20 protein-coding genes are annotated in these 24,324 nt (G+C 63.8%); 9 read left to right on the forward strand and 11 right to left on the reverse strand.

Translation table 11 applies throughout. The annotated features are described in order from the left end of the window. Positions 1-333: 333 nt before the first annotated feature. From aroA to ACOYYX_RS16605, 3 genes are all read right to left on the reverse strand, one after another. On the reverse strand, positions 334-1,629 hold the full coding sequence (aroA, locus tag ACOYYX_RS16595) for a 3-phosphoshikimate 1-carboxyvinyltransferase (RefSeq protein WP_422931025.1): 1,296 nt from the start codon (positions 1,627-1,629) through the stop codon (positions 334-336). Positions 1,630-1,706: 77 nt separating this feature from the next. Next, positions 1,707-2,036, reverse strand: a complete 330-nt coding sequence (locus ACOYYX_RS16600; protein ID WP_422931026.1) for a DUF167 domain-containing protein — start codon at positions 2,034-2,036, stop codon at positions 1,707-1,709. Further along, on the reverse strand, positions 2,033-2,734 hold the full coding sequence (locus tag ACOYYX_RS16605) for a YggS family pyridoxal phosphate-dependent enzyme (RefSeq protein ID WP_422931027.1): 702 nt from the start codon (positions 2,732-2,734) through the stop codon (positions 2,033-2,035). Before ACOYYX_RS16605 ends, ACOYYX_RS16600 begins: the two co-directional genes overlap by 4 nt. Before the next feature lie 156 nt (positions 2,735-2,890). Here ACOYYX_RS16605 and ACOYYX_RS16610 point away from each other — a divergent pair, with 156 nt between their 5' ends. Continuing rightward, positions 2,891-3,100: a hypothetical protein gene (locus ACOYYX_RS16610; RefSeq protein WP_422931028.1), complete on the forward strand. Its 210-nt coding sequence runs from the start codon at positions 2,891-2,893 to the stop codon at positions 3,098-3,100. 19 nt (positions 3,101-3,119) lie between these two features. Here the strand turns inward: ACOYYX_RS16610 and ACOYYX_RS16615 are convergent, their stop codons facing one another. Continuing rightward, on the reverse strand, positions 3,120-4,376 hold the full coding sequence (locus ACOYYX_RS16615) for a hypothetical protein (protein WP_422931029.1): 1,257 nt from the start codon (positions 4,374-4,376) through the stop codon (positions 3,120-3,122). Positions 4,377-5,705: 1,329 nt separating this feature from the next. Between ACOYYX_RS16615 and ACOYYX_RS16620 the strand changes: the two genes are divergently transcribed. Then, positions 5,706-7,340 (forward strand): outer membrane beta-barrel protein, encoded by a 1,635-nt coding sequence (locus ACOYYX_RS16620; protein WP_422931030.1) that lies wholly within the window; start codon positions 5,706-5,708, stop codon positions 7,338-7,340. A 238-nt stretch (positions 7,341-7,578) separates the two neighbouring features. On the opposite strand, the gene xylA is transcribed toward ACOYYX_RS16620, so the two are convergent. Continuing rightward, positions 7,579-8,892: a xylose isomerase gene (gene xylA / locus ACOYYX_RS16625; protein WP_422931031.1), complete on the reverse strand. Its 1,314-nt coding sequence runs from the start codon at positions 8,890-8,892 to the stop codon at positions 7,579-7,581. Between the two features lie 293 nt (positions 8,893-9,185). Between xylA and ACOYYX_RS16630 the strand changes: the two genes are divergently transcribed. Next, the gene (locus ACOYYX_RS16630) at positions 9,186-12,515 is read left to right on the forward strand and encodes a PVC-type heme-binding CxxCH protein (RefSeq protein WP_422931032.1); all 3,330 of its coding nucleotides are present in this window, start codon (positions 9,186-9,188) and stop codon (positions 12,513-12,515) included. An 85-nt stretch (positions 12,516-12,600) separates the two neighbouring features. Here ACOYYX_RS16630 and ACOYYX_RS16635 read toward each other — a convergent pair whose 3' ends face one another. The 5 genes from ACOYYX_RS16635 to ACOYYX_RS16655 all read right to left on the reverse strand — a co-directional run bounded on the left by ACOYYX_RS16635 (position 12,601) and on the right by ACOYYX_RS16655 (position 17,210). Then, positions 12,601-13,818, reverse strand: a complete 1,218-nt coding sequence (locus tag ACOYYX_RS16635) for an FG-GAP repeat domain-containing protein (protein WP_422931033.1) — start codon at positions 13,816-13,818, stop codon at positions 12,601-12,603. A 51-nt stretch (positions 13,819-13,869) separates the two neighbouring features. After that, positions 13,870-14,187, reverse strand: coding sequence for a hypothetical protein (locus tag ACOYYX_RS16640; RefSeq protein ID WP_422931034.1), 318 nt, complete (start codon positions 14,185-14,187; stop codon positions 13,870-13,872). 32 nt (positions 14,188-14,219) lie between these two features. Beyond that, complete coding sequence (locus ACOYYX_RS16645) at positions 14,220-15,530, reverse strand: Gfo/Idh/MocA family protein (RefSeq protein WP_422931035.1); 1,311 nt, start codon at positions 15,528-15,530, stop codon at positions 14,220-14,222. A 289-nt stretch (positions 15,531-15,819) separates the two neighbouring features. Beyond that, on the reverse strand, positions 15,820-16,182 hold the full coding sequence (locus ACOYYX_RS16650; RefSeq protein WP_422931036.1) for a rhodanese-like domain-containing protein: 363 nt from the start codon (positions 16,180-16,182) through the stop codon (positions 15,820-15,822). Positions 16,183-16,199: 17 nt separating this feature from the next. Beyond that, positions 16,200-17,210: a DUF3500 domain-containing protein gene (locus tag ACOYYX_RS16655; protein ID WP_422931037.1), complete on the reverse strand. Its 1,011-nt coding sequence runs from the start codon at positions 17,208-17,210 to the stop codon at positions 16,200-16,202. Between the two features lie 460 nt (positions 17,211-17,670). On the opposite strand from ACOYYX_RS16655, the gene ACOYYX_RS16660 reads away from it, so the two are divergent. From ACOYYX_RS16660 to ACOYYX_RS16675, 4 genes are all read left to right on the forward strand, one after another. Further along, positions 17,671-18,591, forward strand: coding sequence for an NAD(P)-dependent oxidoreductase (locus tag ACOYYX_RS16660; RefSeq protein ID WP_422931038.1), 921 nt, complete (start codon positions 17,671-17,673; stop codon positions 18,589-18,591). Next, on the forward strand, positions 18,588-19,094 hold the full coding sequence (locus ACOYYX_RS16665; RefSeq protein ID WP_422931039.1) for a response regulator: 507 nt from the start codon (positions 18,588-18,590) through the stop codon (positions 19,092-19,094). The genes ACOYYX_RS16660 and ACOYYX_RS16665 overlap by 4 nt, the downstream gene beginning before the upstream one ends. 515 nt (positions 19,095-19,609) lie before the next feature. Beyond that, the gene (locus ACOYYX_RS16670) at positions 19,610-19,948 is read left to right on the forward strand and encodes a YbeD family protein (RefSeq protein WP_422931040.1); all 339 of its coding nucleotides are present in this window, start codon (positions 19,610-19,612) and stop codon (positions 19,946-19,948) included. A gap of 277 nt (positions 19,949-20,225) precedes the next feature. After that, positions 20,226-21,362 (forward strand): Sua5/YciO/YrdC/YwlC family protein, encoded by a 1,137-nt coding sequence (locus tag ACOYYX_RS16675; protein ID WP_422931041.1) that lies wholly within the window; start codon positions 20,226-20,228, stop codon positions 21,360-21,362. Between the two features lie 55 nt (positions 21,363-21,417). Here ACOYYX_RS16675 and ACOYYX_RS16680 read toward each other — a convergent pair whose 3' ends face one another. Continuing rightward, a complete protein-coding gene (locus ACOYYX_RS16680; RefSeq protein WP_422931042.1) occupies positions 21,418-22,773 on the reverse strand; it encodes a hemolysin family protein in 1,356 nt (451 codons plus the stop codon). A 500-nt stretch (positions 22,774-23,273) separates the two neighbouring features. Here ACOYYX_RS16680 and ACOYYX_RS16685 point away from each other — a divergent pair, with 500 nt between their 5' ends. Both ACOYYX_RS16685 and ACOYYX_RS16690 read left to right on the forward strand, forming a co-directional pair. Then, on the forward strand, positions 23,274-23,882 hold the full coding sequence (locus ACOYYX_RS16685; RefSeq protein WP_422931043.1) for a hypothetical protein: 609 nt from the start codon (positions 23,274-23,276) through the stop codon (positions 23,880-23,882). Further along, positions 23,875-24,264 (forward strand): transcriptional regulator, encoded by a 390-nt coding sequence (locus ACOYYX_RS16690; protein WP_422931044.1) that lies wholly within the window; start codon positions 23,875-23,877, stop codon positions 24,262-24,264. Before ACOYYX_RS16685 ends, ACOYYX_RS16690 begins: the two co-directional genes overlap by 8 nt. Positions 24,265-24,324 lie beyond the last annotated feature (60 nt).

A 24,324-nucleotide genomic window follows, 5' to 3' on the forward strand; every position in this document is an offset into this window, starting at 1 on the left:
ACGTTTCCTCTCCGACTTGGGCCACGGCCATTTCAGGAAGGATGGTACGCTCATCCTTGGACTCGCGTCCGCAGGTTTTGGGCCGCTCATCCTCGACTGTTGTCATGAAAGGCTCGCCGATCTGGCGAGGCAGGCGGCGGATGACCTCTGGATCCCACACCAGTTCCGCCAGCGACGGCCCTGCCGAGACTTGATCTTCGGCAAGATCAGAGATCGAGACGCCCGGCGTATCACCCTGTCGGGCACACCGGGCGTCGCGAATTACGACCCCGCGATCGCCGGCGCCGGGGTCCAACTGGCGATGGAGATCGCACTGCGGTGGAGCCGCCCGGCTCAGGGCGACGGGGTCAGCTTGGCCAGGTCGTCCCAGAAGCCGGGGTAGGTCTTGCCGACGCAGCCGGGGTCGAGGATCGTTACGTCGGGCGATTTCACCCCGGCGAGGGCGAACGACATGGCCATCCGGTGATCATCGTACGTGGCGATCCTTGCCGGGGAGAGCGTGGCTGGCGGGAAGATCACGAGTCCGTCCGGATGCTCATCGACGGTCGCGCCGAGCTTGCGCAACTCGTTGGCGACGGCCGCGATCCGATCGGTCTCCTTATGGCGGATGTGGCCGACGTTGCGGATCCGGGTCATCCCGTCGGCGAAGAGGGCCACGACGGCCAGGGTCATGACGGTGTCGCTGATCGCGTTCATGTCGACGTCGACGCCCCTGAGCCTGCCGCCGGTCACGGTCGTCCTGTTTGCCTCGCGCTGGACGGTGCAGCCCATGTGCTCGAGGATGTCGACGAAGCCTACGTCCCCCTGGATGCTCTTCGTCCCGAGGCCATCGACGGTGATGCTGCCGCCTGTGATCGCCGCCAGTGCAAAGAAGTAGCTCGCGGCCGAGGCATCGGGCTCCACGGCATATTCCCGGCCGCTGTAGCGGGCCGGCTGGATATCGAAGCGTCGGTTCTTGCGGTTGCTGATCCGGACTCCGAAGGCCTCCATGACCTCGAGGGTCATCGTGACGTAAGGGAGCGAGACGAGCGTCCCCTGGACCTCGATCGTCGTCGTGTCCCTTGAGTAAGGGACGGCCATCAAGAGGCCGCTGAGGAACTGGCTCGAGACGTCCCCCCTGACGAAGGCGTTGCCGCCGTCGAGGCAGGATGCCGTGATGGTCACGGGGGGACATCCGGTGCCGAGGTCGCTCTTCGCTTCGGCCCCGAGGCCGTTGAGGGCGGCGAGCAGGTCGGAGACGGGGCGTTGCCGCATCCTCGGCGTGCCGTCGAGCTTGTACGTCCCCTGCCCCGTGGCGACCATCGCGGTGAGGAACCGCAGGCTCGTCCCGGAGTTCGCGACGAAGAGCTCGGCTTCCTTCTTCGGGATCTTGCCGCCGCATCCCTTGACCTTGATCGTCGCCGCGGCCGTGTCGTGGACGACGTCCATGCCGAGGCGCTGCAGCGAGTCGACCATGACCCGCGTATCCTCGCTATCGAGGGCCCCCGTCAGCAGGGTGTCCCCCTGTGCGAGTGCGGCGATGATCAGAGCCCGGTTCGTGATGCTCTTGGAGCCGGGGACGCGGACGCTCGTGGGAGCGGCGGGGCCATTCCAGGGAGTGAGCGTGAACTCTTCGAGTTTCGAGGACATTCGACACGTTTCCAAACTTGAGGATTCGGATTTTCGCTTGATCTTATCTGATGGCCTTGGCGACGAGGAGTATGGGGTTAGGAGCGGGCCTTCGGGTCGGCGGACGTTGATCCTGCCAGCAGCGCCGAGAGACGGTTCGCCAGGTCCTCGACCTTCATGCCTGAGATCAGGAACCGCTTCTCTCGCGACGCCTCGCCCGAGAGGATTGCCACCTGGGAAGCCTTGCAACCCAGCGAATCGCAGAGGACGTCGCGGATCGCCTCGTTCGCCTTGCCTCGCTCGGGAGCGGCCGTGACCGCCACTCTCAGGGCTCCGGCATGCTCGCCGAGGATCGCATTCTTCTTCGCACCGGGCTGGGCCCTGATGGGGAGGACACAGCCCTGGGAATGCTCGGAGACCGCGATCATCCCTCCGCCCCTTCGAAGAGGGCCGAACCGACGCGAACCAGGGTCGCCCCTTCCTCGATGGCCGTCTCGAAGTCGTTGGACATCCCCATCGAGAGGTGCTCGAGAGCCAGGCCGGTCCTGGTCCGGAGCTCATCCCGAACGCGGCGAAGCTCGACGAATGAAGGACGGGCCGACTCCGCGTCGGTGCCATAGGCCGCCATCGTCATGAGGCCGACCACCGGGATCTCCCGGCAAGCCGCAACCGCCTCGGCGTCGAGGAGCAAGGACTCGGCCGACCAGCCGTGCTTGGCCTCCTCGTCGGAGGTGTTGACCTGGAGGCAGACCTCTGGGCGTTCCCCTCGGGGCAAGCCGCTCGCGACCCGGTCGAGCTCACGCAGGAGCTTGAGCGAGTCGACGGCGTGGATCATCCGCACGAGGGGAAAGGTCCGCTTCACTTTATTGCCCTGGAGATGCCCGATCAAATGCCAGGTCGGCGAGAATTCCCGGAGGGCCTCGGCTTTCTTCCAGAGCTCCTGGGGGTAATTCTCGGCCAGTTCCTTGACCCCCAGGTCGATCAGGTGGCGGATTCGCTCGGGCGGATTCCGCTTGGTCACGGCGATCAGCCTGGCCGAACCCTGGGGCCGGCCCGAGCGGGCCTCGGCACGGGCGATGCGCCCGGTGACGGATTGCAGATTCTCTCGAATTCTATCGGCGTCCATGGAACGAGTGTCGTGTCTTCCGTTCATCTCGGCAAGGGAATCGGGGAACGTATCGGTGACGCTCGACTGGGAATCGTCTATGCTCTCTCGGTCAAGCGGACTTCGGAGGCCCAGGCGCCGTCGAGTCTCTCCAACCCACAGGGGCAGTCTTTCGCGATGAAACCGTTCTTGATCATCCTAGGATTTCTAGCAGCCGGCCTGATCATCGCCCAACTCACGATCGGGCTCTTGCTCTCGGCCCACCATAACGCGAACCTGATCAAACCCCATCAACATACGGGTTACCTGACGGTCGCCGTCAACCTCCTCTACATCCTCCTCTCGCAGCTCGCGATTGCCACCTCGCCGAGGCGCGAGAAGCCATGATCGGCGGGCAGACCTCGTGTTAATCCTCGAGTGACAGGATCGACTTCGTGTTCCCGTTCTGGTCGAACAGTCCGACGAAGAACCGGGACCGGGACTGATGGCCGAGGAAGGCCCGGAGCGTGGGACGGGCGAGGCTGCGATAGATGACCAGCGTCTCGTCCCTCCCCCAGGAGATCCGATACGCAATGGCCGTCGAGGGGGGACAGATCTCCCCGCGCTCGGTCACCGTGAGCCGTCGCCAGCGGACCGTCTTGCGATTGCGCTGAGGTTCCCAGGACGCCAGCAGCGGGAGCCATGACCGCTTCAGTTGAGAGCTCTGCTGGAGTCGCAGGGCTCCGTCCACCGCTTCGAAGACCCCGTCTTCACTTTTCGACACGGTGTCTGGGAGCGCGAAGGGGTAGAGCCTGACCGATGATCGGCTCCGTTTGCCTTCGAGGGCCAGGGCTCGGCTCCCCTCGATCGGCCTGGCCTCGACCCCCTGGCAGAGCCCGATGCACATGGCGGGGTCGGAGCGTCCCCCCTCCACCTCATCGCCGAGGATCGCCACCTTGCGATGACGGAGGACAAGCGCCGACCTCCTCACCCGCAGGTTGCCGGCCTTGAAGGACCATTCGGCGAGGTCGAGCGAAGAATTCGAGAGCCAGGCCGTCATGGCAGGCGCCGAGGATCCCGCCGGGCTCCCTTCCAATCCCCATTTCGATCCCAGCCACGGACGTCCCAGCGCGAACATTTCGAGCCCCGTCGTCGCCCCGGACTGCCTGTGGTCGATCGCCACGAAGTCGCCGGCCGATTGCCAGTGGGCTCGGAGCACGGCCAGGGGGAGGTCGAGTCTGGCCGCAGCGGGTAGCGGTGGGGGCGAGTGAGGCCGCTCGTGGGTCGGGAACCACCAGCGGAGGACGGTCTCGAGCGATGGGTCGGGGAGATTCTCGGCCCAGTATCGTAGGAGCTCCTTCGTCCCCGGGCCCCCCTCGCCGCCACACATGACGGGATCGCCATCGGGACGGGAGAACCTCAGGACCTGTCGGAACCACCCCTCGATCCGAGCGTCGAATAGGTCCGGCCAGTCCACATTCCTGCCGCGACGAGCCTCGGCCAGTCGAGAGAGGTGCTGACGCCAGTCGGGGATCGAGAGCTGATTCGGGAATCCGTCCGCGTCGAGTTCGCGGTCGAGCCAACGGCCAAGCGGTGTGGAGTCCCCCGCGTCCTCCCAGGCTGTCACCGCGGCCTCGAAATCCAACGTGGGCCGCAATACCAGTCGCTTGGCTTCTACCATCATTTCCCTTCGCTCTCGATTAATCCGCAACGGCCGGGGATTTGAAGTTTACCTTCCGAATCCCGTCACGACTCTCCCGAGTCTTGCGGATCGTCAGCTTTTCTTCGAAGAAGTTCGTCGGTTGCGCATGTCGTAGGCATCAACGCCCAGAGATCGCACACACTCGGATCGAGATGAAATTGCACCGACGAACCAGGCCTTAAAGGATCGCAACGTCGCGATCGACTAAATCCCAAATCTTGACAGGAGTTAGGATGGAGTTATTGAATCAGTGAAGCCTTATTCCAACAACTTCGAAGGGCAAACTTCGTTCTGGCATTCTCTTTGCAATTTCACTATGGCGTCGAACGATGATGAGAACAAGAGCAACGAAGTGTTCTTGCGAAAACGAAACACAAGGGACTCACGCCGATGCGTGAGTGATGAAACACCCCTCTGGCGACGGTAGAAGCGGACCCCCCGCCATCTCACCAACCGCCAACAGGGCGAGCGGGTAGCCTCGCACGACCCCCCGCTCGCCCTCTCCTCACACTCGACGGCCCTCGATACAGGGCCTCGATTCCGTCCAGCCGGCCAGGCAGTATCATCCGGATCGCCATGGGAGAGGTGGTGGATCAGGTCCGATCCTTTCTGGCCGGCTTTTAGACAGCAGCAGTGCCTCGATACACCCGTCGGCCCCCGGATCGGGCCGACGGGTACGACTAAGCCGGTCAGACGGCATCATCCAGGTCGCCATGGGAGAGGTGGTGGACCTGATTTGATGCTATCTGGCCGGCTTTCTCATTTCCAGGGCGGCCCGATCCAATCGCGTTTCACATGCCAGTGTGTCAAATCGCAACATCTCCACCTGCCACTAGAATCGTTAATTTCTGACCCGCCTTTGTCCGATCTTAATCGCGAGTCGGAGTGAGTTTGCAGGAAACCGCGGTACTGCCGGTGGCCACCTTCCCTCCCCAGGGACGGACCAATGTCACCGGAAAGCGGCCCGCGCGTGTCTCGCTCGCCAAGGTCTGGTCCGCTCCTGTCCCTCAATGATCGATAGCCAGTTTGAGGACGCGAGAGTCGCTGGACGTGGCGAACCCTCCGAGGTTCGCGTCGAACGTATCTCCTGATGAGGCGATCGGCTCTCCCGGGGTCCCCGAGGATTGGGGACTTCGCCCGATTTGGCTTGGTTTGGAGTCGAGACTCGCGGGTCCACTCATCGCGAGCGTCTCGAGACTGAGTTGGTACAGATGAAGGGTTAGGCTCGTTCGGGCATTCCTCGGGGATGCTTGATCTAGAAAACAGACCGCGAAGGACTCGCGGGTCAGGACGTCATTCAGGAGGATGACCATGAGAAGACCGATCGTCCAAGGGGTCGGTGTCTTGGGTCTGCTGTGGGGCATAGGAGGCGGAGAGAGCGTCGCCCAGGTGAGCGCCGCTGGCTCGTATCCGCTACCGGCCCCTACGCAGGCCGCCCAGGCGCCACGTTCCTCATACGCATATCCACCGGCCGCGGACAATCTGCCGGTAAGAACGTCGTACTTCCAGGACGGGGGCGCGGTACCTCCGACGCCATCCCCCAGTATCCCGTCTCCCACGGGCACGTTCTCGGGGACCGAGCCGCCGTCGCCCAGCGGGTCGTCCGGCCCCGCCAATGAGACGGACGTCGCCCTGCCCCGCGCCGAGCGGGCCGGCGGCGGTGGCGAGCCCACCGAGGCCGAGGCGGGCCAGCTCGCCGCCGAGGAGGCCAAGGAAGAGGAGAAGGAAGGGGAACCGGAGAAGGATGAATCCAAGCTCCTCATGAACTTCTTCAACCGGGCCGACAAGCCGGTGAAGGTTTATGGCTGGATTCAGAATAGCTACACGGGCAATACGGGCGGCGTGCCCCCGAGCGGCTACAACTTCGGCGTGAACCCGAACTTCCTAGCCAATCGATGGATGGGGAACCAATACTACCTCATCATCGAGAATCCGCTCGAGCAGAACGACCGGATCAACTTCGGCTTCCGCGTCGACAACCTCTTCGGCAACGACTGGCAGTTCAACCACATGCGTGGTTTGAATGAGCACTCGTTCCGGCTCAATCACTTCCTGGGCTATGACCCCGCCCAGATGTATGCCGAAGTCCACCTGCCGTTCCTGACCAAGGGCGGTATCGACATCAAGGGCGGTCGTTTCTACACGATCCTCGGCTACGAAGTGGTGCCGGCGACGGGCCGTCCGTTGCTCTCCGTCCCCTACATGTTCAACTACGGCCAACCGTTCACCCACCTGGGCATGATGTCCACGTTGCACCTCACGGATCGGGTGAACGTGTACAACGGCGTGGTCAACGGTTACGACCGCTGGTTCGACGCCAACTACAAGTGGAACTACATCGGCGGCGTCACCTGGACCTCGGAGAGCGGTAAGTCGAACTTCGCCATCTCCTATATCTTCGGGCCGAATCAGTACCCCTACTTCCTCAACGGCTCGTCGCAGAATATCTATCTGCTGGGTAATACGATTCCGCCGCACCTCGACGGACGGCGGAATACGAGCTACGGTTCCAACAACCGTGCCTCGGTCACGATGGTCTATTCTTATAAGTGGAATGATAAGCTGACGCAGGTCATGGAAGTCGACCTGTCGTATGAAAATAACATCCCCGGCAGCGGCGGCATCCCGCAGTCGAATGGAACTTTCGTCGGCGGTCTCGACCGCAACGATAGCTGGCAAGGGTTCGGCAACTGGTTCCTCTACGCCTTCGGCGATAAGTTGACGGGCGTCTGGCGTTCGGAAGTCTTCCGTGACGACGGCGGACAGCGAACGGGTTTCCGGGACAACTTCTACGAAATGACCGTCGGCTTGATCTACAAGCCCAAGCCCTGGTTGTGGATTCGTCCCGAGGCTCGCTACGACTGGACCCAGTTCACCCATCCGTTCTACGACGGCACCAAGAAGAGCCAGTTGACCCTCGCCGTGGACGCGATCCTGCTCTATTGATCCAGGGGGCTCCGTGGACGGGTCGATCACTCGGCCCGTTCGCTCCGCCCGGGGCCTTCCAGGATCGTGGCGATCGCGTCTCCCCCCCAAAGGCAGTCGGCCGACATTTCGGCTGGCACATGCCGAAACACGATCGAGGCGGCCTCGACACGATTGTCGAGGCCGCCTCGATCTCTTTGATGATCCACCCGTCAGGCGACGCGGGCAGGTGGGCCCGCGAACCATCCTAGTCCCATCCTCAGATGAAGTCGTTGAACAGGTTTTCGAGCATTTCCTGCCGGCCGCTCGCGTTCTTGGCGGCCTCGCCCTTGGGCATGATGTAGGCCTCGAGGTCGGCGAAGCTCGCGCTGCCCGACTCGATCCGGCGGCCGAGTTCGCTGTCCCAGCTCTTGTACCGCTCCTTGATGAAGGAGGCGAACCGGCCGTCGCTGATGATCGCGTGCGCGGTTTTCAGGCCGCGGGCGAACGCGTCCATCCCGCCGATGTGGGCGTAGAAGAGGTCGAGCGGCTCGAAGCTCTCGCGCCGGACCTTCGCGTCGAAGTTGACGCCGCCGGTCGTGAAGCCCCCCATGCCGAGGATCCCGAGCATGCACTGCGTCGTCAGGTAGATGCTCGTCGGGAACTGGTCGGTATCCCAGCCGAGGAGCGGGTCGCCGGTGTTGGCGTCGATCGAGCCGAGGGCCCCTGCTCCGATGGCCGCATCGATCTCGTGCATCATCTCGTGGCCGGCGAGCGTCGCGTGGTTCGTCTCGAGGTTCAGCTTGAAGTGCGGCAACAGGTCGTAGGTCCGCAGGAAGTTGAGGCAGGCGGCCGCGTCGGAGTCATACTGGTGCTTGGTCGGCTCCTTGGGCTTCGGCTCGATGTAGAACGTGCCGTTGAAGCCGATCTGCTTCTTGTAGTCGACCGCCATGTGGAGGAACCGGCCCAGGTGGTCGAGTTCCCGCTTCATGTCCGTGTTCAGGAGGGTCGAGTAGCCTTCGCGACCTCCCCAGAAGGTGTACCCGGCGCCATCGAGTTCGAGCGTGACCTCCATCGCCTTCTTCACCTGGGCGGCGGCGTAGGCGTAGACGTCGAGGTTAGGGCTCGTCGCGGCCCCGTGCATGTAGCGGGGGTTCGAGAAGAGGTTCGCGGTGCCCCAGAGCAGCTTGATCCCGGTGCGGGCCTGCTCATCCTTGAAGACCTTCACCACCTCGTCGAGGTTGGCGTGGCTCTCCTTGAGAGTCTTACCCTCGGGGGCAACGTCCCGGTCGTGGAAGGCGTAGAAAGGGGCGCCGAGCTTCTCGATGAACTCGAAGGCGACCTTCGCTTTGCGCTGGGCGTTTTCGACCGAGTTGGTCCCGTCGTCCCAGGGGCGGACTGCCGTGCCGACGCCGAACGGATCGGAGAGGGCGCTGCTGAAGGTGTGCCAGTAGACGACCGAGAACCGCAGGTGTTCCTTGAGGGTCTTGCCTCCAACCACCTCATCCGCATTGTAGTGCTTGAATTCCAGGGGATTTCGAGACTGAGGTCCCCCATAGACGATCTTGGAAACTTCGGGAAAGAACTCGGACATCGAATGGTTCCCGCGAAATGGTTGGAGGTAATTCGCCGACGCCTCATCCTTCGGCCCTCGATACTCTAAAGGAGCCCGAGAGTCGGAGACAACCCCCCGCCCGCTACTCAAGTCTCCTAAATTTCGCGAGAGGCCGCTTATCCCGATCCCGGGATCGGGACGTCGAAGTCAAAGTCCATCGAATCGTCAATGTTGTTCGCCCGATTGTGGTTGCGTTACGATGTGGGCAACCTCTCCCTCGGGATTGTTCACCGACCCGATCTCGGAACCCCACCATCAGGCAAACTTAAACGATGCGTCGATCCCTCACTCTCTCGATCCTCACGATTGGTTGTTGCCTGGCGTTGGCCGTGCTCGGCCACGCGGTGCCCCCCGGCGCGGGCGAGAACTCGGGCGAGTCGTCTTACAGGCCGACCATCGCCAAGGCCTCCGGCGAGGGGGAACGGGCCGCGGGCTCGATCCGAGTGCCGAAGGATGTGGCCGTGAAGCTCTTCGCCGCCGAGCCGATGGTGGCAAATCCGGTCTCTTTCTGCCTCGACGAGAAGGGTCGGCTTTACGTGGTGGAGACCTTCCGCCTCCATCACGGGGTCACCGATAATCGCTCGCACATGAACTGGATCGACGACGACGTCGCCAGCAAAATGGTCGAGGACCGCATCGCGATGTACCGCAAATATCTCGGTGCCGATTTCGCCACTTTCGCCCAGGAACACGACCGGATCCGCCTGATCGTGGACAAGGATGGCGACGGCAAGGCCGATCACGACACGATCTTCGTCGACGGCTTCAACAACGCCGAGGACGGCCTTGCCTCGGGCGTCCTCGCCCGCAAAGGCGACGTCTGGTTCACCTGCATCCCCGACCTCTGGAAGCTCCGCGATGAGAATGGCGACGGCACGGCAGACGTTAAAACGTCTCTACAGAAGGGCTACGGTATCCACGTTGCCTTCCTCGGCCACGACCTTCATGGCCTGCGTTTCGGGCCCGATGGCAAGCTCTACTTCAGCATTGGGGACCGTGGCCTGCACGTTCAGACCGAGGGCCGACTCGTCTCGAACCCCGACTCGGGCGCCGTCCTTCGCTGCAATCCCGATGGTTCCGAGTTGGAAATCTTCGCGAACGGCCTGCGGAACCCGCAGGAGCTCGCCTTCGACATCCACGGCAACCTCTTCACCTGCGACAACAACTCAGACAGCGGCGACAAGGCCCGCGCGGTCTACCTCGTCGAAGGGGGCGACAGCGGCTGGCGGATCGGCTACCAGTACCTCGAGTTCCCGGAGAGCCGAGGGCCATGGAATGCCGAGAAGCTCTGGTATCCCCAATGGGACGGCCAGGCCGCGTACCTCCTTCCTCCGCTGATCAACATCGCGGACGGCCCGTCCGGGTTCACGTATGAGCCCGGCGTGAGTCGACTCCCCGAGCGTTACCGCCATCACTTCTTCCTTTGCGACTTCCGCGGCGCCGCGGGTCAGAGCGGCATCCGCTCGTTCGCCACGAAGCCGAAAGGGGCGTCGTTCGAGGTCGTCGACGCCGAGCAATTCCTCTGGGGTGCCGAGGCCACCGACGCCGACTTCGGGCCCGATGGCTCCTTATACGTCTCCGACTGGGTCACGGGCTGGAACCTCACCGGCAAGGGCCGCATCTACCGCGTTGCAGAGAAGGGCGAACCTGGCCCGAAGGTCCAGGAGGTCAAGGCTCTTCTCGCGGACGACTTGTCGCGGAAGCCGGCCGGGGCCCTCGTCGCCCTGCTCGATCACGACGACATGCGCGTGCGGCAGGAGGCTCAATTCGCCCTGGCCGAACGGAAGGAAGATTCGCTGACCTCCTTGAGCCAGGCTGCGAAGTCGGCCAGCAAGCTCACCGCCCGCCTTCATGCCATCTGGGGCCTGGGGCAGCTTGGAAGGGCGCGAGTCGACGTCGCCGGCCCGCTCCTACCCTTGCTCAAGGATTCTGAGGCCGAGGTCCGAGCCCAGGCGGCGAAGGTCCTCGGTGAGCTCAAAGTTCCGTCGGCCCTCGAACCCTTGATCGGGGCGGCTGCCGACTCACAGCCTCGCGTCCGATTCTTCGCGGCGATGGCCCTGGGCAAGCTCGGTCGTCCGGAAGCCTTACCCGCCCTGCTGAACGTCTTGCGAGACGCCAACGACCGCGAGCCCTATCTCCGCCACGCGGCCGTCATGGGGCTGACCGGGATCAACTCAAATGACCTGCTCGCCAAATCCATGAGTGATAGCTCGTCCTCCGTGCGGATGGGGGTCCTGCTCGCGATGCGGCGGCTCAACGACTCGAAGATCAGCGGATTCCTCAACGACTCCTCAGCTGCGATCGTCCTGGAGGCCGCCCGGGCGATTTACGACGCCCCGATCCCCGCGGGCTTCGAGGCTCTCGCCGCCCTCGCCGATCGGCCTGGGATCAACGACGAGCCGCTCCTGCGCAGGGTCATCAACGCCAATGCCCGGCTGGGTGATGACGCCAGCATGGCCAGGCTGGCGAACCTCGCCTCCCGATCCGACCTACCCGAATCGATCCGGATCGAAGCGATCGAAGTCCTCGGCGAAACGGGCAAGGCGATGGGCCGAGACCGCATCACGGGCCTCTGGCGTCCCCAGCCCCCTAGGTCGGTGGAGCTTGCCGCCGAGGCCTTCCGCAAGCCCCTTCCCGAACTCCTGCGCCAGCCCATCAACGCCATCCGACTTGCTGCGATCGAGGCCCTCGGGCCCCTACCGATCAACGATGCGGGGAAAGCCCTGCTGGAGATCGTGTCGGATACCAAGCTCAAGAACGAGCTCCGGGTCGGTGCGGTCCAGGCGCTCGACCGGCTTCATGACTCGCATCTCGCCGAGGCGGTCAAGCTGGCCGTGCATGACAAGTCGGCCGAGGTCCGAGTCGCGGGTCAGCGACTGCTCGCCACGCTGGAGCCGGCCCAGGCCCTGACGGCGCTCGAAGAGGTGCTCGAGCACGGGAGCCTCGAAGAACGCCAAGGAGCCTTCACCACGCTCGGCAAGATGCCCGGCACCGGGGCTGACGGCCTGCTCGCAAAGTGGCTCGACAAGCTCAAGGGCCGGCAAGTCGCCCCCGAGGTCAGGCTCGACCTCCTCGAGGCCTCCAAGCTGCGTCCTGCCGCTGAGATCAAGGATCGGCTCAAGCAGATCGAGGAATCGCAGGCGCCGAACGACCCCCTCGCCACGTATCGCGCGGCCCTCGCCGGCGGGAATGCGAAACGAGGCTCGCAGATCCTCCGCGAGAAGGCCGAGGTCTCCTGCCTCCGCTGCCACAAGGTCAACGGTCGAGGCGGCGAGGTCGGGCCGGAGCTCACGGGGATCGGCAGTCGCCACGATCGCGAATACCTGCTCGCCGCGATCGTCACGCCCAACGCGGCCATCGCCAAGGGGTTCGAGACGGTGGTCATCGCCCGCAACGATGGCCAGGTCGTCTCGGGCGTCCTCAAGGAGGACGACGGGCAACAGATCCGTCTCCTCGACGTGAACGGCAAGGCCATCACCGTGCCCAAGTCCGAGATCGAGGAGCAGACACGGGGCGCCTCGGCCATGCCCGACGACGTCGTGAAGCAACTGAGCAAGTCCGAGATCCGGGACCTGGTCGAGTACCTCGCCGGGCTCAAATGACGAGCTGTTGAAACGGGACGACCCTCGCGAGGCGAACTCGCGAGGGCCGTTTCAAGTCACTTCTAAAAACAAGGTCGGCGGCAGATCAATGCCCCGAGCCGCGATTCTCGAGCAGGTAGAGCCCGGTCTTACCCGGGCAGACGAGGTCGATGTCGCCATCCTTGTCGATGTCGATCGCCGTGATCTGCAGGCCAGTGCCCACGGTGCCTTCGGGGAAGTCCTTCTGGGCGCTCCGCTTGGCACCTTCGGCGGGGGCGTTCTTGGCAGGCTCGCCCTGGAAGATGACGTGGCGGGCCCATTCCCCCTTCACCTTGTCGAAGTCATACCAGGCAACCACCGAGCCGTCGGTCGCTCCCGGCTCGATCTCGTGGGCGTAGACGCGCTTGCCGGTCACGAGCTCGTTGGCCTTGCCGTCGCCGTCGATGTCGGCCCAGAGGAGCGTGTGGACGGAGGCGATCGACTTGTCGATCAGGTTCTTGGTCCAGGTCCGCTCGCCGTTGGCCCCTTTGCCCTGCTTTTCCCAGTAAAGTCCATAGTCGTGGCCCATGCCGTAGACGAGGTCTGAGAGGCCATCGCCGTCGACGTCCTTGGCCAGGATCTGGATCCCGGTCGCGCCGAGGTTCCAGTCACCGTGCCAGGTCCACGTCTCCGACTCGGAGTTGGCGGGGGCCTCGAACCAACCCTTGGGAGTCAGCAGGTCGACGCGACCATCGCTGTTAAGGTCGCCCGAGCCGACGCCATGGCCGGCGGCCGCGGTGCCGAAGTCATGCTTCTTGAAGACGTGCGACTTCTTGCCGCCGACCTCGGAGATCGCGCTCAGGTCATACCAGACCACGACGTTGGTGGAGTTGGGCAAGACTTCGGGCGTGCCGTCGCCGGTCAGGTCGACGAACGCCGCGGCCTCGCTGGTGCCTGGTTGGTCGACCTCATGGTAGGTCCACTCCTTGCCCTTCTCGCCCGGGTTCTCGACCCAGCCGACGTTCTTGCCGAAGTAGGCGGCCGTGATGAAGTCGGTCTTGCCGTCGAGGTTCACGTCGAACGGTAAGGTTGCGAACTCATTGTAATAGGTACCGATCTTGTCGAGCTTGCGGACCTTCGTGGGGGCCCACGAGGGGGCCTGATACCAGGTGTCGCCCGAGAGGATGTCGAGCTTGCCGTCGCCGTCCACGTCGAAGACGCCCGCCGCCTCGAACTCGCTCTTGGCGTTGATCGCGTGCTGCTTCCAGCGCGGCTCCCCGGCCGTGGCCGAACCCACGATGCAGGCCAGCAACGACAGGGCCGTGAATGGTCGCCAGTACTTCATTGCGCTCTCCCTTGGAAATGCCTTCGAAATCGGGCCGCTCGAGCCCGATGCTTATTCGTCGTCCTCGTCACCGTCGTCTTCCCCATCATCCTCGTGCACTTCCCAGCCGAGGGCCTGGGCCGCGGCCTCGATCACTTGCCTGGCCGACTCGGGGTCGATGGGGGATAGCTCGAAGTTGATCGCCTCGATGTGCTCCCCGGCCATCACCACGTAGCCCCGGAATCGATGCCGGCTGCACTCGATCCAGGAGACGTTCGTCGACTCGCGCTTGACGTCGACGACGCTCCCGCTTTCCTCCAACCGCTTCGCCCATTCCTGGAGCGTCGTCGGGGGCGTCTGCCACCCAGGCAACGCGAGCAGCTCATTCATTGTCGTATCCGTATCTTCTCAACGAACCGAGGTTAGACCTTGGGGAGCGCCCAGGGGGCGCGATAGACTTCGCGCTCGAGGTAGCGGTTGGCCTCGGGGTGATTCGTGACCTTCTCGGCCTCGGCGTCCCACTTCAGCTTCTCGCCGGTCCAGAGCGAGATGTTGCCGAGCTGGCCCACCGAGCTCAGGCGATGGCCGTAATCGAAGTGGCAGGAGCACTGCTCGCGGGTCTTGATGGCGTCGACCCACTCGCGATGATGCCCCTTCGACCTCGGCAGAGAGATCGGCGTCTCGGCGATGGTCTTGCCCTTCTCCGTGATGATCTTGTAGCTGCTGTAGGTGGCGACGAGGCTTGCGTTCGTCCCCTGGAACATGATGCCCTGGGGCATGTCCTCGAGGCCGTGGGCGTTGGCGTCGGTCTGGCTCCAGATCATGTCGAAGCCATGCTCACCCTTCGCGTAGTGGTAGGCCACTTCGAGGGTGTCGGGGACCTCGGCATTGTCTTTGAGCGCGTAACGCCCGCCGGTCGCGGAGATCGTCGATGGGGCGTCGACTTCCATCGCCCAGTGGACGAGGTCGACGATATGGCAGCAGAAGTCGGTCAGGATGCCCCCGCCGTAGTCCCAGAAATAACGCCAGTTGAACGTGAAGCGGTTCGGGTTGAACGGACGCAGCGGCGCCGGCCCGAGCCAGAAGTCGTAGTCGAGGCCCGGCGGGGGGGATGTGTCGGCGGGACTTCCCAGGCCGGAGCGGTCGGCGGCCATCCAGACACGGGTCTTGGTGATCGTCCCCAGCACGCCCGAGCGGACGATCTCGACGACCCGGTGGTAGTTCTCGCCCGCGTGGATGAGGTTCCCCATCTGGGTGACACGCTTGTACTTGTTGGCCGCGTTGACCATCGCCCGGCCTTCAGCGATCCGGAACGAGAGGGGCTTCTCGCAATAGACGTCCTTCTCTGCCTGGCAGGCGAGGATCGACGGGATCGCATGCCAGTGGTCGGGCGTCGCCACGACCACGGCATCGATGTCCTTGCGGTCGAGGATCTTACGGAAGTCGCCATAGGTCGCGGGGTCGCCGCCCGACTCCGACTTCGCCTTGAGCAGGTGCGGCTCGTAGACGTCGCAGAGCGCAGCCACCTGGACGTCGGGCAACTTCTTGAAGATGTTCAACAGCCCCGTGCCCATGCCGCCGACGCCGATGAAGCCGAGGACGACCTTGTCATTGGCGGAGACCCGCTTCGTCCCCTGCGTCTCGGGCTCGGCCGCACGCGCGGAGGATCGTCCCAGGGCCGTCGCGGCCATGGCGGAAGCCGCGAGGAAATCGCGTCGGTTCACGATGCTCATGAAGTTGTCTCCAGGGCGTGTTGCCCGTTCGATCGAGGAAGGCGGGATGGCGTGGGGAGGACGCTGACCAGATTCGCCCCGCCACTCCTGCGTTCGTAACAGACCCGGGGGGGAATCTCAAGGACGGACCGACCTGGTCACCAGGCTTGAGGTCGCGGTACTGAAGGAGGCGCGACCCATCATCCAGCGGCTCAATAACGATCGGTCTTATGGATTTGCATAAATTTCCGCGTTGCGTTCTTAAGCCGGGTTGAGCATGTCAAGATTGCTGCCGTCGGCGTCCGTTTGCCTAGTACCTGGCGACGGCCCGATCGACCTGCGTGGACCAGGCGTCGATGCCGCCTTCCAGGTTTGAGATGCCGCTCAAGCCTTGCTGACATAGGAAGTTGGCGACGGCCCAGGAGCGGACGCCATGGTGGCAATAGACCACGATCGGCATGTCCGCCGCAGCCTGCTTCACGGTTTCGATCTGCTCGGCTATCGAGCCGATGGGCAGATGCAGATCCTTGACCGTCGCGGGGACAGCGATCTTGCAGTAGGCGCGTTCGGAGGGTTCGCGGACGTCGAGGAGGAGAAGCGACTCGCCGTCTTCGATGCGGCGAGCCAGCTTCGGGGCGGACAGTTCCTCGACCGGGGATGCGGCGGGATTCATATTTCTGGACGGCTCGATTACTTGGCGGCGACGGGGATACCGAAATCGCCGAGCGTGTTGCGCCAGAGCGAATGGATGTGGTTCGCGTTGTTCTGCGTGTTGTTGAACTCGATCAGGAAGGTCGGCCCTTGGATCTTGTAGGCATGGGGCTGGGTGCGGTCGGCAGGCCCGGTCCAGGAGAACCGGACGAGGTCGGGGCCGGCCTGGCGGATCTCGTCAAACCAGGCGGTCGAGACCTCGAGAGGCATGTCCCCCGCGTAGGATTCGACCAGGGACTTGAGCATCGCTTTCTGATCATCATTCAATTGACCGTAGCTGATACCCTCGGCGGCTTCGGTCGGCGGCTGCGGCGTGTTCGCCCCTCGGATGTCGTTCGGCGCCTTCTCGGCCGTGATGGCGACCTTCTTCTGCTCGTCGGTGAGGGCCTGGACGAGGCGAAGGGCCCGATCTTCGACGTCGGCCAGCGTGCGGAGGCCCTTGCGCGAGCCGTCGCGGACCTCGGCGGGATTGGCGCCGAAGAAGACGGGGGTCGCCGCGACGATCTTGCCGCCGTCGAGCGTGAAGTTCAGCGAGAGGTGGTGTCCCTCGAACCGCCAGCCCCAGCGCCCGGTCTCGGCAGGCGTGCCGAAGATCGACACATAATAGAGTTCCGGGTCGCGGACCGGGCCCTTGCCTTGTTCGACGTCTCGGAGGATCTGCTCGAGGCTCATGATCGTCGTCGCCTTGAGGTAGCCCGAGGCCCCGAGGCCCGTCTGCAGGACCCCGAAGAGGAGCGACTGCTGCGCGGGGGTCATCTCCTTGATGGGAAGCCCCTTACGCGCCCGAGGGATGAAGTGCCAGTTGAGCCGCTCGGCGGAGTCGAAGGCGAAGACGGCCTCCCCCTTCTGCTTCTCGTCGAGCGCCGCGAGGAATCGGTTCGCGGCGGTCGCCATCTGGCTCCCCGACTGGTCGACGAAGGCACTCGCCCAGACGGCCAGCCCGACCACAACGATGGCTGACAGCATGAGGGTCGGCTTCATTCCTCGCATCGTCACATCCCTCTCGTTTCGTGCTTGCGGGCGTGCGCGACCTCGGAAAACTCGCTTCAGGACCGAGATCTGCGGACCGGGACGGTTGCCTCGCGTTGTTCAACATCCTAGACTTCCCGATATCAGGCCGCCAGCGAAAAAAGACACGGCTCGTCGGTATTAGCGTGTCACGGATCGGGCTTAGGGTCGTAAGCCACTTTGGATTTTGTTGGCGATGTTGCCAAAGATCTGACACGACCATGAAAGGCCCAGGCCATTCATGCAACCATGGCCTCACAAGGCGATCCGCTCTCGATCGCGCCCATGTTTGCGAATTCCCTTTGCGATTTGGTGATTACAGGCATCAGACTTGCTCTCGGCGTAATCCTCGCTTTTGTAGACTGTATTAATCTGCTAGGGTCGCGAGTGTTTGAAAATAGACGTAGGTCTCTTATGACGCTTCTTTGAGGTAAGGTTGACGATGTCCCAGTCGTTCTCTCCCGGCAAGACGCGAATTGGTTGGATTGGGACGGGCGTGATGGGCGTCTCGATGTGCGGTCATCTGATCGCCTCCGGGTACCAAGCGACCGTCTACAATCGGACGCGTGCTCGACTTCAACCGCTCCTGGATCGTGGCGCGGTGGAAGCGGGCTCTCCGCGCGAGGTTGCCGAGGCGAGCGATGTCACCTTCACCATCGTCGGTTTCCCTCGTGACGTCCGCGAGGTGACCCTCGGTGCGGACGGGACCCTCGCCGGGGCCAAGAAGGGGGCGGTGCTCGTCGACATGACGACGAGCGAGCCCGCGTTGGCCCGGGAGATCGACGAGGCGGCGAAGGCCAAAGGGGTCAAGTCGGTCGACGCCCCCGTCTCTGGCGGGGACATCGGCGCCAAGGAAGCCCGGCTCTCGATCATGGTCGGGGGCGAGGCCGAGACCGTGAACGCCCTGCTCCCGCTGTTTCAGGCGATGGGCAAGACCATCGTCCATCAGGGGCCCGCGGGGGCAGGCCAGCACACGAAGATGGTGAATCAGATCCTGATCGCCACCAACATGATCGGGGTCTGCGAGGCCTTGCTCTACGGGGCGAAGGCGGGCCTGGATCTCGAGCAAGTTCTGCAGAGCGTCGGCAGCGGGGCGGCGGGCTCATGGAGCCTGAACAACCTGGGCCCTCGGATGATCGCCGGGAATTTCGAGCCCGGCTTCTTCGTCGAGCACTTCCTGAAGGATATGGGCATCGCGCTGGCGGAATCGCGCCGGATGAACCTCGCACTGCCGGGCCTCGCGCTCGCGGAGCAGTTGTACCGGGCCGTCGAGGCGCAGGGATTGGGACGGAAAGGGACCCATGCCTTGATGGTCGCCCTCGCTCGACTCTCGAACGTGGATTGGAAGGCGAAATCCCTATGACGCCAATGAGCCTGGTGAATAATGCCGTTCAGGAGTGGCACTCTCACGGCTTCTCCGATCACGGCCGTTCCCGAGCGATGAACCCATCCAAGATCCTACTCGTCGAGGACAACGACGCCGCGAGCAAGGGGCTGGCCAAGATCCTCCGGGTCCTCGGCTATGACGTGACCACCGTCCTCGACGGGGCCTCGGCCCTGAAGGTCCTGCGGTCCACGCCGCCCCCCGACTTCCTCCTCACCGACCTGCGCCTGCCCGACTTCGACGGGCGCGAGATCGCCCGTTTCGCCTCACAACTCCAGAACCCGCCGAAGGTCGCGCTGATCACCGGCTGGGACATCGCCGACGAGCCTGGTGACATCGGCGACTGGGGGATCGACTGGCTCTTCCCCAAACCCTTGAACATCCATGAACTCGTTGCCACGCTGCGAGAGGCCGGCGCGACCGGTAACGGCGGGCTCGAGAATCGGCCGGAAAACAACGGCCCGGACAAGGGAAGGTCTTGAGCCGGCCGCGGGACCTCGATAAACTGTGAGACTTTCGTGACTCACCCGGGTCGAGGTCCGATTCCGCCTTCCGGCGAAGTTCGTTGAGGAGATCGCATGGCCAGTCGTCGTCGTGGTAAGGGCCGCCGCAAGGTCGGCCGGAAGAAGCGTCGGATGCGTAGCCGGATCCGTCACCGCAAGAAATGAGCGGGGGAGGATTCGCGACCTTGCGGATCCTCTCGATCCCGCTCGATTCGGAATCTCCGATTCCGCAACGAAATTCCCAGCCTCGACGGGCATCTTGCCTTTCGAGGCTTTTTCGTTTCTCTCGAGTTCGACCCAGGACGTTCGCCTCCCGAAGGATTCGTACGACTTAACTCTTCAAGCGATCGAGGCCGACGCCTGCAAAGCGTGCGGCAAACGGATTGTGGTCTCGCCGCATGTGAGCTTCGCTTGATTGGCCTTGTTGCCCGATCGGGCGTATGATTGAAGGATCAATCCTCTTTCTGCCCCGATCCGGGGCGCAGGAGTCGGTCATGGATCATCGCCCCGACGAGGAATCGGTCGAGTCGACGCCTAATACGCCCGAAGGTGATCATCGCCCATCCGAAGAATTGCTCGAGTCCACCCATCCATTTCCGGGGACTTATCAGATCAAGGCCATTGGCAACGCCGAGGATGACTTCGAACAACGAGTCGTCGAGGTGGTCATCTCGGAACTCGTCAGCGAGTCCGAGTTCGACTACACCGTGCGAAGGACTCCCGGCGGTAGACACGTCGCCTTGACGCTCGACATTACCGTTCAATCGGCGGAGCATGTCCGCGGCATTTATGCCCGGATCCGGGAAATCCCCGGCCTGACCTTGCTCTTATGAAGCCGTAGGGTGTTCTCTCCCGGGGACGACTCGAGTCTATTCGGGTCCCGAAGGGGACGAGCCCCCGGCCCGTCGATTCGAGTCAAGTGGTCGGGGTGCGAGGATCGACATCTGGTTTACGGAATAGCCCGCGACGTCGCGAGACCGGGTTGACCCCGCGCGACGAAAGCCCGTAGAGTGACTCCCCAAGTGGTTGGCAAATCGGCCAGCGGCGGCCGCAATCCTTGATCGTTTGGCCCGTCACTCCTCCCCACGCAAACCGATGAACGATCCTTCATTGCAGCCGGAATTTATCGACCTGGCACGGGCCGATGACCGCCGGGACGTGGTCCATCGGGCCGTGGCTTGCCTGGCACAGGGGGGGATCGTCGGCCTGGCGACCGAGACGTCGTATGGACTGGTGGCGAGCGCCCTTCATCCGGAGTCGGTCCAACGGCTCCGTCACCTCGGCGGCGCGGGCGAACCCTTCGACCTCGCATTGCTCGTGAAAGGGGTTGGAGAGGTCGCCGACTGGGTTCCCGAATTGTCGGAAGTCGGCTGGCGACTCGCACGGCGAGCATGGCCGGGGCCGGTGGTGCTACTCTTCCCTGTTTCAGAATCGTCGGGCTTAACGTTGCGCCTCCCTGCCGGCGTGCGTTCGTCGATCATCCCCGACGGCTCCGTGGCCCTGAGATCACCCGCCTACCCTTTCCTGCGCGAGATCTTGCGGCTCTTGCCCGGCCCCCTCGTCATGAGCCACGGGAAACCGGGCAGGCTCTGCGAGACCTCCTCCGCCGCCGAATTCGAAGGCGTCGAGGGGATCGACATGGTCCTCGACGATGGCCCCCCCCCATACGAGGGAGCTACGACCTGCGTCCGTGTCGACGAAGGCTCCTGGAGCATCGTGAGGCAGGGCGTGATCGGCGAGAATGCCGTGAAGCGGATGGCGGGGACGATCTTCCTCTTCATCTGCACCGGCAACACGTGCCGGAGCCCCATGGCAGAAGCCATCTGCAAGGTGCTGCTGGCCCAGCGACTCGGCTGCACCCTCGCGGAGATCGAGGATCGCGGGTATGTGGTGGCCTCGGCGGGGATCGCCACTTCGAATGGGATGCCGGCAGCGGCCCACGCCATGGACGTCGTCGAGACTCTTGGCGGATCACTCCGACAGCACTCGAGCCGGCAACTCACGGCCGACATGATCCGGCACGCGGATCAGATCCTCGCGATGACCAACGACCACCTCGAGGCGTTGATCGATATCGTGCCCGAATGCACCTCCCGGGCTCGCCTGCTCCACCCCCTGGGTGACGACGTCGCGGACCCGGTCGGCTCGGATCGGGACACGTACAACCGGACCGCTCGCGCGATCGAGTCGTACATCAACGAGTTCCTCGACCAGATCGGGGTCGGCAAGCCGACTGAATCGGCATAGCATCAAGATTACATATCTTGATGCTATGCCGACAATCCTTTCGACGGGGCCTCGATCAGATCGAGGCCCCGTCGATGATGCCGCTGTTCTCGGAGGCGTCGGGCTTGAGCGACTCGACCTTGATCCGGCGGATCCGGGTGGGGTCGGCGAGGATCACCGTCAGGCGGTGGTTGCCGACGACGATGCTATCCCCCTTCTTCGCCAGCCGGCCGAGTTGGTCGAGGATCAGGCCCCCCGCGGTCTCGGCGTCGGTCTCGGGCACCTCGACGCCGCAGGCTTCGGCCAGGATGTCGACGGGGCACGTCGCGTCGACCTCGAAGCCGCCGCCGGCCAGGGGAAGCACCTGGGGCGTCTCGCGGTCGAACTCGTCCTGGATCGGGCCGACGAGCTCTTCCAGGACGTTCTCCAGGCTCACCATGCCGACCATGCTGCCGTATTCGTCGAGCAGCATCGCGAGGTGGATGCGATTGCGCTGGAACTCGACGAGGAGTAGGTCGAGCCTCATCGTCTCGGGCAGGTACGGGATCTTCCGCACCCACTTCCGCAGGTCGGGTCGGCCGTTGCTGGCGGTCCCCGCGCGGAACAGATCCTTCACGTGGATCATGCCGATGACCGTCGTGAGGTCGTCCTCGCAGAGCGGATAACGCGTGTGCCCCGCCTGGCGGGCGATCCGCAGGTTGTCCTCGATCGGGCGGGAGAGGCTGAGATAGACGATATCTGGGCGAGGCACCATGATCCGCCGCGCCGTCTTCTCCTCGAGATTGAGCACGTTCTCGATCAGGATGCGCTCATTTCTCGACAGATGCCCCCCCGCCACACTCTCGGCGACGATGTGTCGCAGTTCTTCTTCCGTGTGGGCGACCTCGTCGTGGTCGGTCTTGCCCAGGCCGAGCATCCAGAGGGTGAGATTGCTCGCCCCGTTGAGCAGCCAGATGAAGGGGAAGAAGAGGTAGTAGAAGGCCATCAGCACCGGCGCCGTGATCAGGGCGACGGGCTTGGCCGAGCGGATCGCCAGGCTCTTGGGGGCCTGTTCCCCGAGCGCCATGTGCAGGAAGGTCACGAACGAGAGGGCGATGAGCGTCGCCACGATCGAGATCGGCCCCGACTTCCCGGCATGCTCGGCCTGCATGATCCCGACCCTAGTGAGCCCCGACAAGACCGCGGGCTCGACCCAGGTGGTGATGGCCTGTCCCAGTGCGAGGCTCGCCACCGTGATCCCGAGTTGCGAGGCGGAGAGATAGGCGTCGAGCCGGTCGAGGGCCCGGCTCGTCAACTTCGCCGCCCAGTGCCCTTCCTCGGCCATTTGTTCGATCTGGCTGCTCCGCACCTTCACCAGGGCGAACTCGGCGGCGACGAAGAAGCCGTTCACAAAGACCAGGCTCGATAAGATCAGGAACTCGATGAGACCCATCGAGGCATGTGTCCAGAAGGGAGGAGAGGGAGCTTCACGTTCGGCTCTCGGCCAAGGCGCATGGCGACACTCGGAGCCGACGACTTCGACGATTCTAACCGAAGACAGGCCAACATCGTACCTCGGTTTCCGGCACGAGAATTCGGGGCGATTGCAAAGCCTTCAGGCCGTGGCGGCGACGCACGAGCCGCGAAGGTCCCCGACCGGATAATGCCTCTCCGCGTACGATGCCTCGACAAACCGGTTCCGTGCAGAACCTTGACTGATCCTGCTTTGGAAATCCGAAGTTAAAGAGGAGGACGCTCACCCGGATTTCGATCCATTGTGAAAGATCGTCGAAAATCGGCGACAGACCTCCTTCTCGCTTGAAAATTGAGTGGGCCTGGTAAAATATTCCGCTGACACTTGACGCAAGAGCTAAGACACTTTACCATGTAAAGTGGTCGCGTACCGGTGCGTCACGCGACAATGTCTCGACCCTGCCGGAGACGTCGCGAGGCATGGAACTTCGGGATGCGTTGACACAGATTTCCGAGATCCGCCTTCAGCTCGCCCGGACCGAGGTGTTCCGGGGGTACCGGGCGATGCCCGTGGCCTTCTCCGGGCTGCTCGCCTTCGCGGCCGCCGGCTTTCAGGCCGTCTGGCTGCCCGACCCACTCCAGGAAGTCTCGGCCTACCTGACCCTCTGGATCGGTGCGGCGGTGCTGGGCGCGTTGGCTGCAGGCGTCGAGATGGCGGTTCGGGCGAGGAATTCGTCCTCGCCCTGGACTCGTGAGATTACATGGCTAGCCGTCGAACAGTTCGTGCCTTGCCTGATCGCGGGGGGCCTCCTGACGGTGGTCCTGGTCCGCTCGGCCCCGGAGGAGATCTGGATGCTCCCCGGCCTCTGGCAGGTCCTGTTCAGCCTGGGAGTGTTCGCGTCGTGTCGACTCCTGCCCCGGGCCACCTTCCTGGTGGCCGTCTTCTACCTGGCGACGGGGCTCGGGACCCTGGCGGTGTACCGAGGAGAATGGGCCCTCTCCCCCTGGGCGATGGGGATCCCCTTCGGGCTCGGCCAGCTCCTGTCGGCGGCCGTGCTGTATCGCACCTTGGAGTGCAGCGATGAGTAATGCCAAGGTCGACGAGTCGTCCGGACGTTTCGCCTACGACGGGCTCGAGCGCGTCTTCCACGAGAAGGCCCGCCTCGGGATCATGACCTCCCTCGTCACCCACCCCAAGGGCCTGGTGTTCGCCGACCTCAAGGAACTCTGCGCCCTCACCGACGGCAACCTGAGTCGGCACCTTCAGGTCCTCCACGACGCCGGATTCGTCGAAGTCTGGAAGGGATTCCAGCGCAAACGCCCCCAGACCCTCTGCCGGCTTACCGAGCAGGGGCGCTGTCGTTTCCTGGAATACATCAACGTTCTCGAGAACGTCGTCGCCGACGCCATGACGGCCGCCAAGACGGCCCCAACGGCCGCGACGCTCTCCGAAGGATGGTCCCCGGCCTGACTCCGCTTCCAACCGACGCCGATCCATCGACCCGATCGGCTGCCGCACTATTACTTTGCA

Origin of the sequence: Singulisphaera chitinilytica (genome assembly GCF_049331405.1) — a bacterium.
Classification (GTDB): Bacteria; Planctomycetota; Planctomycetia; order Isosphaerales; family Isosphaeraceae; genus PoT.

Excerpts from the sequence above, each read along its gene's own strand:
- aroA (WP_422931025.1), bottom strand. The coding sequence starts at position 1,629 with ATGTCCTCGAAACTCGAAGAGTTCACGCTCACTCCCTGGAATGGCCCC.
- ACOYYX_RS16600 (WP_422931026.1), bottom strand. The coding sequence starts at position 2,036 with ATGATCGCGGTCTCCGAGCATTCCCAGGGCTGTGTCCTCCCCATCAGG.
- ACOYYX_RS16605 (WP_422931027.1), bottom strand. The coding sequence starts at position 2,734 with ATGGACGCCGATAGAATTCGAGAGAATCTGCAATCCGTCACCGGGCGC.
- ACOYYX_RS16610 (WP_422931028.1), top strand. The coding sequence starts at position 2,891 with ATGAAACCGTTCTTGATCATCCTAGGATTTCTAGCAGCCGGCCTGATC.
- ACOYYX_RS16615 (WP_422931029.1), bottom strand. The coding sequence starts at position 4,376 with ATGATGGTAGAAGCCAAGCGACTGGTATTGCGGCCCACGTTGGATTTC.
- ACOYYX_RS16620 (WP_422931030.1), top strand. The coding sequence starts at position 5,706 with ATGAGAAGACCGATCGTCCAAGGGGTCGGTGTCTTGGGTCTGCTGTGG.
- xylA (WP_422931031.1), bottom strand. The coding sequence starts at position 8,892 with ATGTCCGAGTTCTTTCCCGAAGTTTCCAAGATCGTCTATGGGGGACCT.
- ACOYYX_RS16630 (WP_422931032.1), top strand. The coding sequence starts at position 9,186 with ATGCGTCGATCCCTCACTCTCTCGATCCTCACGATTGGTTGTTGCCTG.
- ACOYYX_RS16635 (WP_422931033.1), bottom strand. The coding sequence starts at position 13,818 with ATGAAGTACTGGCGACCATTCACGGCCCTGTCGTTGCTGGCCTGCATC.
- ACOYYX_RS16640 (WP_422931034.1), bottom strand. The coding sequence starts at position 14,187 with ATGAATGAGCTGCTCGCGTTGCCTGGGTGGCAGACGCCCCCGACGACG.
- ACOYYX_RS16645 (WP_422931035.1), bottom strand. The coding sequence starts at position 15,530 with ATGAGCATCGTGAACCGACGCGATTTCCTCGCGGCTTCCGCCATGGCC.
- ACOYYX_RS16650 (WP_422931036.1), bottom strand. The coding sequence starts at position 16,182 with ATGAATCCCGCCGCATCCCCGGTCGAGGAACTGTCCGCCCCGAAGCTG.
- ACOYYX_RS16655 (WP_422931037.1), bottom strand. The coding sequence starts at position 17,210 with ATGCGAGGAATGAAGCCGACCCTCATGCTGTCAGCCATCGTTGTGGTC.
- ACOYYX_RS16660 (WP_422931038.1), top strand. The coding sequence starts at position 17,671 with ATGTCCCAGTCGTTCTCTCCCGGCAAGACGCGAATTGGTTGGATTGGG.
- ACOYYX_RS16665 (WP_422931039.1), top strand. The coding sequence starts at position 18,588 with ATGACGCCAATGAGCCTGGTGAATAATGCCGTTCAGGAGTGGCACTCT.
- ACOYYX_RS16670 (WP_422931040.1), top strand. The coding sequence starts at position 19,610 with ATGGATCATCGCCCCGACGAGGAATCGGTCGAGTCGACGCCTAATACG.
- ACOYYX_RS16680 (WP_422931042.1), bottom strand. The coding sequence starts at position 22,773 with ATGGGTCTCATCGAGTTCCTGATCTTATCGAGCCTGGTCTTTGTGAAC.
- ACOYYX_RS16685 (WP_422931043.1), top strand. The coding sequence starts at position 23,274 with ATGGAACTTCGGGATGCGTTGACACAGATTTCCGAGATCCGCCTTCAG.
- ACOYYX_RS16690 (WP_422931044.1), top strand. The coding sequence starts at position 23,875 with ATGAGTAATGCCAAGGTCGACGAGTCGTCCGGACGTTTCGCCTACGAC.